The organism is [Empedobacter] haloabium (assembly GCA_008011715.2).
Taxonomy (GTDB): domain Bacteria; phylum Pseudomonadota; class Gammaproteobacteria; order Burkholderiales; family Burkholderiaceae_D; genus Rugamonas; species Rugamonas haloabia.
This window is the reverse complement of record CP136508.1, coordinates 5,975,907-5,989,740: the sequence shown is the minus strand read 5'-3', so window position 1 is coordinate 5,989,740 and position 13,834 is coordinate 5,975,907. Positions and strand designations below refer to the sequence as shown.

Genomic DNA, 13,834 nt, shown 5'->3' with positions numbered 1-13,834 from the left:
GCCACCTGGCAAATGCTGCAATCCCGGCACGCCTGATGCTGGGAAGCCACACCCGGCGCAGCCCAGCCGTGGAAGGCAGTACAATCGGGGAATGCCCCGATCCGTCAACCCTGCTCATTCCTAGCCGTGGCTGCCACCCTGGTCGCGTTCCTTGACGGTGGCTGGCGCCGGCGCAGCCGGCAGCTGCTGGTCATGGGCGCCTGCGTGCTGTGGAGCGCGGGGGTTGGCGCGCAGCAGCGCGACCAGGTCGTCCTGCAACTGAAGCACACCCACCAGTTCCAGTTCGCCGGCTATTACGCGGCGCTGGAAAAAGGCTACTACCGGGATGCCGGGCTGGACGTGACGATCCTGGAAGGCGCCGACGGCGACGCGCCGGAACGGGCGGTGCTGTCCGGCCGCGCCCAGTTCGGCACGGGCAGCAGCACGTTGCTGCTGTCGCGCCTGTCCGGCAAGCCCGTCGTCGTGCTGGCCGTCGTGTTCCAGCACTCCCCCTATGCGCTGGCCATGCGCCAGCAGGGCAGCGTGCCCGACCTGCGCCGCATCATCGGCGGCAAGATCATGCTGGGCCCGCAGGCCGACACGCTGAACCAGGCCGATGAACTGGTCGCCTTCCTGCGCAAGGAAGGCGTGGCGCCGGAACGGCTCGATCGCGTCGAGCACAGCTACAATCCGGACGACCTGATCAAGGGCCGTGTCGACGCGATGTCGATCTACACGACCAACGAGCCCGATTACCTGGACCGCGCCGGCTTCCCCTACGACATCTATTCGCCCCGCTCGGCCGGTATCGACTTCTACGGCGACAACCTGTTCACCAACGAGCACGAGATCAGCGCCAACCCGGCGCGCGTGAAAGCGTTCCGCGCCGCCAGCATGCGCGGCTGGCAATACGCGATGAGCCACCAGGAAGAGATTGTCGACCTCATCCTGGCGAAATACTCGCGCAAGCACGACCGCCAGCACCTGCTGTACGAGGCGCGCCAGATGGTGCCGCTGGTGCAACCCGTGCTGGTCGAGGTGGGCTACATGAATCCGGACCGCTGGCAGCATATCGCCGACGTGTACACGGAACTGGGCCAGCTGCCGCGCGGCGCGTCGTTCAGTGGCTTCCTGTACAACACCGATAGCGGTCCCAACCTGGCCTGGCTGTACCGCATCCTGGGCGTCGCGGCCGCGCTGCTGTTGCTGGGTGCGGCCGTGCACGTGGCGCTGCTGGCGCGCGAACGCAGCCGCGCCGAAGAAGCCATCCGCAAGGGCGAAGAGCGCTTCCGCACGATGTTCGAGGCGGCGCCGGTGGGCATTGCCCTGATCGATACCGTGACCGGCGCGTTTTCCGACCTGAATCCCCGTTACCTGGAGATCGCCGGCCGCACGCCGGAGCAGATGGCCGCATGCGCGTGGACTGACCTGATCCATCCGGAAGACCTGCCGGACTGCGCGATGCAGATGCGGCGCCTGCAGGAGCGCGAGATCACGGGCTTTCGCAGCACCTTCCGGATGATCCGGGCCGACGGCTCGACGGTCTGGGTCGAGGCCTCCGTCGTACCGGTCGATGCCGACAAGCCGGGCCCGCGCCTGAAGCTGTGCATGATCGAGGACGTCACGGACCAGAAGGAAACGGAAGCGCTGATCTGGCAGCAGGCCAACTTCGACCCGCTGACGCAGCTGCCGAACCGGCGCATGTTCCTCGACCGCCTGCATCACGATATCGTCAAGAGCCGGCGCGACGGCTCGCGCATCGCGATCCTGTTCATCGACCTCGACCATTTCAAGGAAGTCAACGACACGCTGGGCCACCACCAGGGCGACGTGCTGCTGGTGGATGCGGCGCGGCGCATCACCGCCTGCGTGCGCGAATCGGACACGGTGGCGCGCCTGGGCGGCGACGAGTTCACCGTCATCCTGCCGGCGTTGCAGGATGCGGAGCGAGTGGACGCGATCGCGCAGAACATCATCGACAGCCTGCTGGCGCCGTTCACCTTGGGCGAGGAACAGGCGTTCGTCTCGGCCAGTATCGGCATCACGCTGTACCCGGACGATGCCAGCAGCGTGGAAGACCTGCTGAAGCATGCGGACCAGGCCATGTACGCCGCCAAGGGCGCCGGCCGCAACCGCTTCAGCTACTTCACGCCGGCGTTGCAGGTGGCGGCGCTGAACCGCATGCGCCTGACGAACGACCTGCGCAGCGCCATCAAGGGCGAGCAATTGAAGCTGTATTTCCAGCCGATCGTCGAACTGCGCACGGGCATCATCCACAAGGCCGAGGCGCTGCTGCGCTGGGAACATCCGCAGCGCGGGCTGGTCAGCCCGCTGGAATTCATTCCGCTGGCCGAATCGAGCGGACTGATCGTCGATATCGGCCAGTGGGTGTTCAACGAGTCGCTGCGCTGGGTGCGGCGCTGGCGCCAGCATGTGCATCCGGAATTTCAGGTCAGCCTGAACCAGTCGCCGGTCGAATTCCAGCGCGAGGGCGGCACCTACGATGTCTGGCTGCGTGCGCTGCGCCAGCTGGACGTGCCGGGCCAGGCGATCGTCGTGGAAATCACGGAAGGCCTGCTGCTCGACGCCAGTACGATGGTGACGGACAAGCTGCTGCAGCTGCGCGATGCCGGCATCCAGGTGGCGCTGGACGATTTCGGCACCGGCTATTCGTCGCTGTCCTACCTGAACAAGTTCGACATCGACTACCTGAAGATCGACCGCAGCTTCACCCGCAACCTGGCGCCCGATTCCAGCGACATGGCCCTGTCCGAGGCGATCATCGTGATGGCGCACAAGCTGGGCCTGGACGTGATTGCCGAGGGCGTTGAAACGGCCGACCAGCGCGACCTGCTGGCCGCCGCCGGCTGCGACTTCGGCCAGGGCTACCTGTTCGCCCGGCCGATGCCGGTCGAGGAGTTCGATGCGCTGCTGCAGGCGCAGGTAACGAACACGGCTGCGGGTTGACGCCGTGCGGCCGTGGCATCTGCTGGGTTGCGTCACGCTGATGAACCTGTTCGGCGCCGGCGTTGCCTGGGCGCTGGCCGATGATCTGGTCACGCCTGCCGCGCAAGTCGCAATCGGGCGGTCGGCTCTATGGGGCGGGGCCGTGCTGACGGTGTGCCAGGCCGCGCTGTGCCTGCTGCGACCCGGCCGGCTGGCCCATGCACTCCTGCTGCGGGCAGGTATCGCGCTATCGCTGGTGTGGTTCTTCGTGTGCGCCATCCTGCCGCTGTGGTGGATGGACGAGGTAGACCAGCCCGTCCAATGGTTTGTCCTGCTGTCGCTGGCCGCGGCCGGCGGCGCTGGCGCCGCCGTCGGAGCGTGCCGCTTTCAGGCCAGCTGGCTGGCGTCCGGCAGGGCAGCGCTGGCGCGGCACTACGACCGGGAGCGCGGTCTGCTGGACTGGGACGCGCTCATCCGGCAGCTTGCCCGGCGTACCGGTGCCGGGGCGCCCTCCGTGGACCGAACGCGGGCGGCCGTGATCGCGGCGGCGATCGTGTTCATGCTCGTGGCGCCCGGTTACGTCTTCGGTGCGGCGGCGGCGGCTGTCATCGTGTGGGGCGGCTTGATTGCGGCCGGGCTCGGCTGGTCGACCGCGCTGATCGGCGCGACGCTGGCCCAGGCCGCGGCGCTGCGGCGGTTGGAACGCCACGATGGCGTGCGGTTGGCGGCCTATCCCGAGGAAATGCCGCGCAAGCGCGCGCGCCAGGGGCAACGACGGCGCTGAGCGCCCTCTGCCGTACTTGCCCGCTCCCCACGACACCCTCCCTGCCAGCCAACGTTGAAACGGCGATAATAGCCGTCTCGCTATCTGTCCCGATAGTCAAACTCAATTGACATGATCGGAACAATCAATTTTTCAAATAGCCGAGATCTAGCTAAACTGACGTCTCATTGATTCACAAACCTCACGAGGAAAACACAAATGTCTCTGATCAACACCCAAGTAAAACCGTTCAAGGCTACCGCTTACCACAATGGCAAGTTCATCGACCTGAGCGAAGAGTCCCTGAAGGGCAAGTGGTCGGTGTTCGTGTTCTACCCGGCCGACTTCACGTTCGTGTGCCCGACCGAACTGGAAGACCTGGCTGACAACTACGCAGAATTCCAGAAGCTGGGCGTGGAAGTGTACGGCATCTCGACCGACACCCATTTCGCCCACAAGGCATGGCACGACACGTCGGACGCCATCAAGAAAGTGAACTACCCGCTGATCGGCGACCCGACCGGCCTGCTGTCCCGTAACTTCCAGGTCATGATCGAAGAAGAAGGCCTGGCACTGCGCGGCACCTTCGTCATCAATCCGGAAGGCTTCATCAAAGTGATGGAAGTGCACGACAACGGCATCGGCCGCGACGCTTCGGAACTGCTGCGCAAGCTGAAGGCTGCCCAGTACGTCGCTTCCCACCCAGGCGAAGTGTGCCCAGCCAAGTGGTCGGAAGGCGCCGCTACCCTGACCCCATCGCTGGACCTGGTCGGCAAGATCTAAGCAGTAATCTGGTTGTGTAGTACCGCTGCTGGGCGTGTGCCCGGCAGCGAACAAGAAAGGAAAATGTCATGCTGGATGCAAATCTCAAAACCCAACTGAAAGCCTATCTGGAAAAAGTGGTGCAGCCGATTGAGATCGTCGCATCGCTGGATGACTCCGCCAAAGCGCGGGAAATGCAGGAACTGCTCGCCGATATCGCCGGCTTGAGCGACAAGATTACCGTTATCGAGGACAACGCCGCCAACGTGCGCAAGCCGTCGTTCTCGATCAACCGTGCCGGCAGCGACATTGGCGTGCGCTTTGCCGGCATCCCGATGGGCCATGAATTCACCTCCCTGGTGCTGGCCCTGCTGCAAGTGGGCGGCCACACGATCAAGCTGGACGAAGCGACGATCGAACAGATCCGCAACCTGGACGGCGACTACGAATTCGAGACCTTCATCTCGCTGTCGTGCCATAACTGCCCGGAAGTGGTGCAGGCACTGAACGCGATGTCGGTCATCAACCCACGCATCAAGGTGACGACGATCGACGGCGGCGTGTTCCAGAAGGAAGTCGAGGACCGCCAGATCATGGCCGTGCCGATGATGTTCCTGAACGGTGAGCATTTCGGCCAGGGCCGTACCAACGTGGAAGAAATCCTGGCCAAGCTGGACACCAATGCCGGTGCCCGCCAGGCCGCCGAACTGAACAAGAAGGACGTGTTCGACGTGCTGATCGTCGGCGGTGGTCCTGCCGGTGCGGCGTCGGCGATCTACGCCGCCCGCAAGGGCATCAACACCGGCGTGCTGGCCGAGCGTTTCGGCGGCCAGGTGCTGGACACGCTGGCGATCGAGAACTTCGTCTCCGTCAAGGAAACGGATGGCCCGAAATTCGCCGTCGCCCTGGAGCAGCACGTCAAGGAATACGAAGTGGACGTGATGAACACCCAGCGCGCCGTCAAGCTGGTGCCGGGCCGCATCGCCGAAGTGCACACCGCCACCGGCGCCGTGCTGAAGGCCAAGACCGTGATCCTGTCGACCGGTGCGCGCTGGCGCGAGATCAACGTGCCGGGCGAGAAGGAATACCGCAACCACGGCGTGGCGTACTGCCCGCACTGCGACGGCCCGCTGTTCAAGGGCAAGCGCGTGGCCGTGATCGGCGGCGGCAACTCCGGTGTGGAAGCGGCGATCGACCTGGCCGGTATCGTCCAGCACGTCACCCTGATCGAGTTCGGCGCGGAACTGCGGGCGGACGCGGTGTTGCAGCGCAAGCTGCGCTCGCTGCCGAACGTCACCGTGATCCTGTCGGCGCAGACCACGGAAATCCATGGCGACGGCAAGAAGGTCAACGGCCTGTCGTACAAGGACCGCAATACGAACGAGCTGCACCGCGTGGAACTGGAAGGCGTGTTCGTGCAGATCGGCCTGGTGCCGAACACGGAATGGCTGAAGGGCACCGTGGCGCTGTCCAAGCACGGCGAGATCGAGATCGATGCCAAGGGCCAGACGTCGGTACCGGGCGTGTTCGCCGCCGGCGACGTGACGACGGTGCCGTACAAGCAGATCGTCATCGCCGTGGGCGCCGGCGCGACGGCGGCACTGTCCGCCTTCGACCACCTGATCCGCTCGGGCGACGACGAAGTGGAAGCCGAGCAGGAGAAGCTCGCCACCGCGGCGTAAGCAAGACGGGAGCCTCGGCTCCCGTTTTTACTTCCGCGTTCGAAAAACAGTGACAGTCACCGTTTTATGAAAAACAGTGACAGTCACCGTTTATTTTATTTCAGGTCGTTGCTGGCCTGTTTTACGCGCAGCGCGCGGGCGTAGCGGTGCCTGGCTTGCAGCCGGGCATCGGTGACGAGCACGCCGATCGTTTCGCCCACCACCATCACCACGCCCAGCAGCGGCAGCACCAGCATCAGGCCCGTCACGCCGGCCAGGGCACCGCCGATGAAGATCATCAGCACCGTCACCAGCGGGTGGATGCGCAGGCTGCGGCCCAGGGTCAGCGGCATGAAGATGAAGTCGTCCAGCAGGCGCGCGGCGATGAAGACGAAGATCGCGCTGTAGGCCATCATGTTGTTGTCCGGCGCATCGGCCGCAGCGACCAGCACCACCAGCAGGCAGCCGGCGATGGAGCCGACATAGGGTACCCATGCCAGCACGGCGGCGATGAATCCCAGCACCAGCGCGGCCTGCATGCCGATGGCCCACAGGCCGACGGACAGCACGAGGGTGTCGATGATCGTCAGCTTCAGCATGCCGTGGAAGTAGCGGCGCGCCGTCTGGTCCACCTCGTGCAGCAGATACAGCGTCTTTTCGAAAAAGGCGTTGGGCACGGCGCGGGCGAGGAAGCGCTTGAAGCGGCGGCCGTCGCGCAGGAAGAAGAAGGTCAGGAAGGGCGCCAGCAGCAGCGATGGCACCCAGGCCGCGGCGGCCATCAGCACGTCCGTCAGGTGACGCTTGACGAAGCCGCGCGTGTAGCTGGCCAGGCTGGCATTCATCGAATCGCCCAGGTGGGCCGGCCGCAGGAACGGGAACTGATCCTCGAGCGCGCTCATCATGTTGCGCAGGAAGCGCATGCCGGCCGACAGGTAACGCGATGGCATCTCATGCCACGTGGTCGAGGGGGCCGGTATCCAGGCGATCATCGCCAGCACGACCAGCAGCAGCAACAACAGGAAACCGGCACCGACGATCAGCGCGGCGGTATTGCGCGAATACCCCATGCGCAGCAGGCGCTGCATGGGCGACAGCAGCATGTAGTACAGGATGATCCCGACCAGGAACGGCACCGACAGCCACAGCACCTGCTGCAACAAATACAGCAGCACGCAGGTGGCGGCGATGATGCCCGACCAGACGATCGGCCCCGAGCGCTGCTGCTCGTTCATCACAGGGCCCCGGCCGGAGGGCGCGCGGGGTCCATCGCGCCGCGCAGCATGCTGGCGATATGCCGCGCCAGCGCCAGCGAGATCTTGTAGCCGATCACGGCGTCGGTTTCCATCAGGCTCATGAAGTCGGCCCGGAAGAAGACGGCCAGTTCGCAGTTGTCCCAAGCGCGGGCCTGGGCGTTGCGCGGGGAATTGTCCAGCAGGGCCAGGTCGCCGAAGAAGGCGCCCGGCGACAGCTCCGTCAGGATTTCCGGCGCGCCGTTGATCGTGCGGCTAATCTGCACATGACCGGCCGTGACGAGGTACAGCGCCTGGCCTTCCTCGCCCTCGTCGAAGATGATCTCGCCGGCCAGGTAGCGGCGCTCGTGCATCAGGCCGTCGACGATCTTCAGTTCCAGCGGTGTCAGCGTGTTGAGCAGGTCGCTTTCACGCAGCCGGTGCAGGCGCGGCGACAGGGGAGGCGGTTTCAGGAAGCCAAAGATCACGAATACTCCGGGTGGAACGACGATGAAGGTTTCGACATCATTGTCGCCGGTTTTGTGCGGTGCGGGGCCGTGACGCTGAAGTGTGCAGGGGTTGTTGCGTGGGGAAGACAGCGGACGTCTGCGGGCAGACCCTAATGCCGCTAAGTTAAGGAAAATCATTAGCCTGCTGCAGACGGCTTTGCACCCAACAGCGGAGAACTGGGGTCAGACTGAGGTAGCCCGGATATCGTAGCCAGGTTCAATTGGGGGTCAGGTACTTTTTTTCGACCTCCATGGGGCTGAGGTATCTCAGCGTCTGATGAGGGCGCCGCTGATTGTAGTACAGCTCGATGTAACTCGATATCTCGGCGATGGCGTTAGCTCTTGTTGGATACATGGTGTGACGCGTCAGTTCATTCTTGAGCGTAGAGAACCAGCTCTCTGCCACGGCATTGTCGTGGCAGTTACCTCGTCGGCTCATACTTGCCCTAAGGCCGCGTTCGTCCAGCACCCCTCGGTATAGTTTGGATCCGTATACCTGTCTCTTATCTGTGTGGCAGATGAGCCCCGGTTCAGGCCTGCGCTGTGCATAGGCCATTCTTAGCGCAGCGATGGGCAGCGAGGCGTCCTGGCACTGATTCATGGCCCACCCAACTATCCGACGAGCGAACAGGTCAAGCACGATGGCTAGATGGAGCCAACCTTCACTGGTATGGATTGTTGTGATGTCGCTAACCCAGACCTTGTTCGGTGCTGTTACGGTGAAAGCTCGCTTGAGCAGGTCGGGCGCAGGCGGCTCGGTGTGCTGATGGGCCTTCATCACGCGGAACTTGGTCTTACGCTTAGCCTCAATGGCCTCGATCTTGCGCAGCCGTGCCACACGATGCTTGCCGCATACGACGCCGCTAGCGTTGAGTAGGCGCCACGTCTTCACTGCACCTAGCGCATGACGATGTGAGTCGTGCAGGCTACGAATGTGCTGACGCAGTGCCAGATCTTCTCGGCTGCGCATACTCGATGGTCGACGGCGGAAAGCGTAATAGGTACTGTACTTCACATCCAGCACACGGCACAGTGAACGCACAGAATGGCGCTTTGAATGTTCCTCGATCACGGCGTACTTCATCGCTTCATCCGCGCGAAGGACGCCTCCAACTTTTTTAATAGTTCGAAGTCCTCCTTCACTCTGCTTAGCTCGCGTTTGACCCGTGCTAGCTCACTTTCTTCGCTTTCGGGCTTGCGGCCACGACTGGTGAAACTTGCCTCTGGGCCGTTTTGCTCGAGCACCTTCGCCCATTTGTAGAGCTGATTGCGCCGTACGCCCAGCTCGTTAGCAAGGGCCTGCGCAGTCTGCTTGCCATCTTTGAGGCGTGCAACGGCAGCAAGCTTAAATTCTTTGGTGTAGACAACAGGATGCTGGCGCTGCGCTCCAGCATCCTCCGGTGGGGTATTTGGTGATTTCGCGGTCATAGGGTCCTCTAGGATACGGATTGTCCCCCATTTCGACCTGGCTACAATTTCCGGTACACCTCAGACCCGCCGGGTCTGACCCCGGCACTTTGCGACCGACAAAAGAAAAAGGCCCTGACGAATCAGGGCCTTTTTCAAATTTGGCGGAGCGGACGGGGCTCGCCGACGTGCCGCCGGCCGCGGTTTCGCCTGCAGGCGAAACCCTTCGAGCCCCAAGCCGTGCTCCCCGCAGGGGGAGCACTCTGATTGTGGAAAAGAAAAAGGCCCTGACGAATCAGGGCCTTTTTCAAATTTGGCGGAGCGGACGGGGCTCGAACCCGCGACCCCCGGCGTGACAGGCCGGTATTCTAACCAACTGAACTACCGCTCCAATCTGCAATTCCGACAGCGTCGAAACCGCAAACAAGCTGTGTGAAAAAAGCCCGTTAAGTCGGGCTTCCTTCTGAATCCTGGCGGAGCGGACGGGGCTCGAACCCGCGACCCCCGGCGTGACAGGCCGGTATTCTAACCAACTGAACTACCGCTCCAGGTCTTCATTGAAGTTCGTGGTGGGCGCTGAGAGGCTCGAACTCCCGACCTAATCCTTGTAAGGGATCCGCTCTACCAACTGAGCTAAGCGCCCGCTACCATCTTTCGAACTTCGAACGTTTGTCACAACGTTCAGAAGAGGCCGTATTCTACTGCGCCGTTTCTCCATTCCGCAAGGGCTTTTCGAAAAAAATGCTGATTTTCGCTAACGAGTCCGCCTGATTCGCCCTGTTTCATTACCTCGAACGTTATTGTCGCGCGTTGGCGAACACCGCAGAATGAACGCAACACAGCCAATCGACCGATACCATGGACACTACGGCACGCGACCACTACTTCAGCGACTTCGCCCAGGCGCTGCGCTACTGGCGCGGCAAGCGCGGCCTCAGCCAGCTGGGGCTGTCCGCCGAGGCGGACGTGTCACAGCGTCACATCAGCTTCCTGGAGAGCGGCCGCTCCCAGCCCAGCCGTGAGTTGATCCTGAAGCTGGGACTCGTGCTGGACGTGCCGCTGCGCCAGCGCAATGCGATGCTGCTGGCCGCCGGCTTCGCGCCGGCCTACCAGGAGCGCGACCTGTCGGACCCCGAGCTGGCCGCCGTGCGGCAAGCGCTGGAGTTCATGCTGGCGCAAGCCGCGCCGTACCCCGCGCTGGTGGTGGACCGGTTGTGGAACCTGGTCATGGCCAATGAGCCGGCCATCGCGATGATGCGCTTCCTGCTCGACATGCCAGCCCATGCGCCGATCCCGCGCGACGGCTCGCTCAACGTGATCCGCCTGACGCTGACGGCGCTGCGCCCGATGATCGTCAACTGGGAGGAGGTGTGCGCGGATCAGCTGCTGTGGCTGCAGCGCGAAGCCATGAGCGACGGCCCCGGCAGCGAGGCCACGGCCTTGTTGCGCGAGCTGACGGCGCTGCCCGCCACCGCCACGCAGGCCCCCAACCTGGAGCGGCGTGCCTTGCCGTTCCTGCCGCTGACCCTGCGTAAGGGCGAGGTGACGCTGAACCTGTTCACGACGATCACGACCTTGGGCACGCCGCACGACGTAACCGTACATGAGCTGCGCCTGGAATCGTTCTTCCCGGCGGACGAGGCCAGCGCCGCGTGGTTCCGCGCACTGGCCGAGGCAAGACGCTAGCTTAAAACTCTTCCCATTCGTCGCTTTGCGGCGCCTTCGCGGCCGGCTTGGCCCGCGCCGAGGCAGGCGCCGACGGTGCGGCCCGGCGCTCTTCCCGTGGTGCCGCCGGCTTGACCGGCGCGGCAGCCAGCTTCAGCGGCTGTGCTGGCGCAGGCTTCGGCGCCACTACCGCTGGCGCGACGGCGGCGTTCGCATTGTCGAGACGGAACACCGCGATCGCGGCGGACAGGCGCTCGGCCTGCTCGCGCAAGCTCGAGGCTGCCGCCGCCGCTTCTTCGACCAGCGCCGCGTTCTGTTGCGTGGCATTGTCCATCGCCACGATCGTCGTATTGATCTGCTCGATGCCGGCGCTCTGCTCCTGGCTGGCGGACGTGATCTCGTTCATGATCGCCGCCACCTGCTGCACGGAGGCGACGATGCGTCCCATCGTCGTGCCCGCTTCATCGACCAGGCGGCCGCCCGCGTCCACTTTCTCGACGGAGTCGTTGATCAGCTCCTTGATTTCCTTGGCCGCGCTGGCCGAACGCTGCGCCAGGTTGCGCACTTCGCTCGCGACGACGGCGAAGCCGCGCCCCTGCTCGCCAGCGCGCGCCGCTTCCACGGCCGCGTTCAGCGCCAGGATATTGGTCTGGAACGCGATGCCGTCGATAACGCCGATGATGTCCACGATCTTGCCCGAGCTCTCCTTGATCGAGCCCATGGTCTGCACGACCTGGCCCACCACCGTGCCGCCCTGGTTGGCGTGTTCGGCGGCGGAGGTGACGAGTACGTTGGCCTGGCGCGCGTTGTCCGCGTTCTGGCGCACGGTGGATGTCAGTTCTTCCATCGACGAGGCGGTCTCTTCCAGGCTGGCCGCTTGCTGCTCGGTGCGGTTGGACAGGTCCATATTGCCTGAAGCGATCTCGGCCGATGCCGTGTTGATCGTGTCGGTGCTGTCGCGCACGGCGCGCACGGTGCGCGTGAGCCCGTGCGTCATCTCCTGCAGGGCCGCCAGCAGGCGACCGGTCTCGTCCTTGCGATGCGTGTCGATGACGGCGGTCAGGTCGCCGCCCGCGACCGTTTCGGCCACGTGCACGGCCTCCAGGATCGGCTGCGTGACCGAGCGCGTGATCAGGTAGCCAGCCAGTGCCGAGACCAGGGTGGCCGCGATCAGCAGCGCGATCATCGTGGTCGTGGCTGTGTGCGCCGCGTCGCCGGCCGCCTGGCCATCGGCGGCCATCAGGTCGCGCTGGTCCTTCAGCAGCACGTCCAGCTTGCCGAAGTAGGCGTTCTGGGCCGGCACCACGCTGGCGAACAGGGCCGCGATGGCACCGTCGCGGTCGCCGCTGCGGAACTGGGCGACGGTCTTTTCGCGCACCTCGCGGTAGGCCGCGAAGGCATCGCGCTGGTCGGCGAATTTCTGCTTTGTATCGGCGCGCACGATGATTTTTTCCAGTTCCTGCGCCTTTTCCGCGCCAACGCGGTCGGCATCGGCCAGGCCTTCGAGGAACTTGGCGCTGGCGGCCGGGTCGGGCGCCAGCATCGCGTTGCGCAGCGCCTGCGCGCCGCGGTTCGCGTAGCTGCGCATGTCGTTGATCAGCGCCACCTTGGCATAGCGGTCGTTGACGATCGCCTCGGCCAGGTCGTCCATCTTTTCTACGCGGTTGATGCCGATGAGCGACATGATCAGCATGATCAGGATCGTGATGGCGAAACCGACGGCCAGCCGGGCCCCGATCTTCAAATTGGACAGAGTCATTGTTTTTCCTTGTTCGAAACGGTCAGAACGAGTGGCGGACGCCGAGCGCGTAGCTCATGGCCGTCGGCAGGGCGGTGATGCGGTCGCCCATGGCGACGGTGTACAGGTCGGTGCGCTTGGACAGCCGGTAGTCGTAGCCCAGCGAGGCGGTGCGGCGCGAGCGGGTGTCGCCGATCAGCCGGCCGCTGCGGCGCGTGTCCGCCACGCCGAACAGGATCGCGCCGGGCCCGGCCGGGATCGCGACGCCGGCGCTGGCCGTGCGATCGCGCAGGGCTTCGCTGCCGGCCGCGTCGTCGACGGTGCGCTGCCAGGTGCCGTACAGCTTGAGCAGGCGGAAATCATAGGTGGCGCCCAGGAACCAGGCGCGCTGCTCGTCGATCGCCGCGTAGTTGACGGGGGCGCGGGTGACGTCGACGATCGCGCCGCCGGGATTCGGATTACTGTCGCGCACGCGGTGGGCAAACGCGCTGACGGCCAGCGGTCCTTTGCTGTACAGCGTGCTGATGGCGAGATTGTTCTTGTTGGACTGGCCGGCCTTCTCGCCGGCCTGGAAGTGCAGGCTGGCGCGCAGGCCGTTCCAGCTGGGCGTGGTGTAGACGAGATGGTTGCTCCAGCCGCTGTCGCCGGCATTGGTCGGGGCCCACGTGCGGGCGCCGAAGCGGCCCGTCGGAACGTACGAGTGCAGGACCAGGGGCGAGAACGTGAACGAATCGCCGAACGGGTTGAACAGGATATTGGGCAGGAAGCTGGGCGCCGAGGCGCGGCCAACCTGCAGCCGGCCCAGGCTGCCGACCAGCGCCACGTTGGCGTCGCGTGAAAACATGTTGTCGCCGCCGAAGCGGCCCGACGCGCCCGTGTCGGTCTGGAAAAAGCCGGTCAGGAAGAATTCCGCGCGCAGGCCGCCGCCCAGATCTTCCGCCCCTTTGAAGCCGAACCAGGACGTCGTCATGCCACCGCTGCCGACGACCGCCTGGTGCACGGGGTCGCCGCTGTTCTTGAGCGAGCCGGCGAAGGCGTCGACGCCGCCCATGACGGTCACGTGGCTTTGCGCGAACGCAGGCGCGCCCGACAGGGCGCCGGACAGGAAAATGGCCAGGCTGAGCCGGCGAAGGGACATAGCGTCGGTCATGGAAGTCAGGGCAGTGGGAAAGCTT

Annotated in this window: 11 protein-coding genes and 3 tRNA genes; 5 read left to right on the top strand and 9 right to left on the bottom strand. The window is 64.5% G+C overall.

Features of this window, described 5'->3' with window-relative positions:
* The first annotated feature begins 126 nt into the window (after positions 1-126).
* From E7V67_026075 to ahpF, 4 genes are all read left to right on the top strand, one after another.
* Positions 127-2,946 carry an EAL domain-containing protein gene (locus E7V67_026075; protein ID WUR13114.1) on the top strand — a complete coding sequence of 940 codons (2,820 nt, stop codon included), beginning with the start codon at positions 127-129 and terminating at the stop codon, positions 2,944-2,946.
* A 40-nt stretch (positions 2,947-2,986) separates the two neighbouring features.
* Positions 2,987-3,709 (top strand): hypothetical protein, encoded by a 723-nt coding sequence (locus E7V67_026070; protein ID WUR13113.1) that lies wholly within the window; start codon positions 2,987-2,989, stop codon positions 3,707-3,709.
* A gap of 198 nt (positions 3,710-3,907) precedes the next feature.
* Positions 3,908-4,471 carry an alkyl hydroperoxide reductase subunit C gene (ahpC, locus tag E7V67_026065; GenBank protein ID WUR13112.1) on the top strand — a complete coding sequence of 188 codons (564 nt, stop codon included), beginning with the start codon at positions 3,908-3,910 and terminating at the stop codon, positions 4,469-4,471.
* 68 nt (positions 4,472-4,539) lie between these two features.
* A complete protein-coding gene (ahpF, locus tag E7V67_026060) occupies positions 4,540-6,132 on the top strand; it encodes an alkyl hydroperoxide reductase subunit F (GenBank protein ID WUR13111.1) in 1,593 nt (530 codons plus the stop codon).
* A gap of 95 nt (positions 6,133-6,227) precedes the next feature.
* On the opposite strand, the gene E7V67_026055 is transcribed toward ahpF, so the two are convergent.
* From E7V67_026055 to E7V67_026025, 7 genes are all read right to left on the bottom strand, one after another.
* Positions 6,228-7,343 carry an AI-2E family transporter gene (locus tag E7V67_026055; protein ID WUR13110.1) on the bottom strand — a complete coding sequence of 372 codons (1,116 nt, stop codon included), beginning with the start codon at positions 7,341-7,343 and terminating at the stop codon, positions 6,228-6,230.
* The gene (locus E7V67_026050) at positions 7,343-7,828 is read right to left on the bottom strand and encodes a cyclic nucleotide-binding domain-containing protein (GenBank protein WUR13109.1); all 486 of its coding nucleotides are present in this window, start codon (positions 7,826-7,828) and stop codon (positions 7,343-7,345) included. Before E7V67_026050 ends, E7V67_026055 begins: the two co-directional genes overlap by 1 nt.
* A 238-nt stretch (positions 7,829-8,066) precedes the next feature.
* Complete coding sequence (locus E7V67_026045; GenBank protein ID WUR13108.1) at positions 8,067-8,933, bottom strand: IS3 family transposase; 867 nt, start codon at positions 8,931-8,933, stop codon at positions 8,067-8,069.
* Positions 8,930-9,277, bottom strand: a complete 348-nt coding sequence (locus E7V67_026040; GenBank protein WUR13107.1) for a transposase — start codon at positions 9,275-9,277, stop codon at positions 8,930-8,932. The genes E7V67_026045 and E7V67_026040 overlap by 4 nt, the downstream gene beginning before the upstream one ends.
* Positions 9,278-9,570: 293 nt before the next feature.
* A tRNA-Asp gene (locus tag E7V67_026035) sits at positions 9,571-9,647 on the bottom strand.
* Positions 9,648-9,727: 80 nt separating this feature from the next.
* Positions 9,728-9,804, bottom strand: a tRNA-Asp gene (locus E7V67_026030).
* A gap of 19 nt (positions 9,805-9,823) precedes the next feature.
* Positions 9,824-9,899 (bottom strand) — tRNA-Val (locus E7V67_026025).
* A 215-nt stretch (positions 9,900-10,114) separates the two neighbouring features.
* Between E7V67_026025 and E7V67_026020 the strand changes: the two genes are divergently transcribed.
* Positions 10,115-10,942 (top strand): helix-turn-helix transcriptional regulator, encoded by an 828-nt coding sequence (locus tag E7V67_026020; protein ID WUR13106.1) that lies wholly within the window; start codon positions 10,115-10,117, stop codon positions 10,940-10,942.
* Position 10,943: 1 nt separating this feature from the next.
* Here E7V67_026020 and E7V67_026015 read toward each other — a convergent pair whose 3' ends face one another.
* A complete protein-coding gene (locus E7V67_026015) occupies positions 10,944-12,680 on the bottom strand; it encodes a methyl-accepting chemotaxis protein (protein ID WUR13105.1) in 1,737 nt (578 codons plus the stop codon).
* 22 nt (positions 12,681-12,702) lie between these two features.
* Positions 12,703-13,797, bottom strand: coding sequence for a porin (locus tag E7V67_026010; GenBank protein ID WUR13104.1), 1,095 nt, complete (start codon positions 13,795-13,797; stop codon positions 12,703-12,705).
* Positions 13,798-13,834 lie beyond the last annotated feature (37 nt).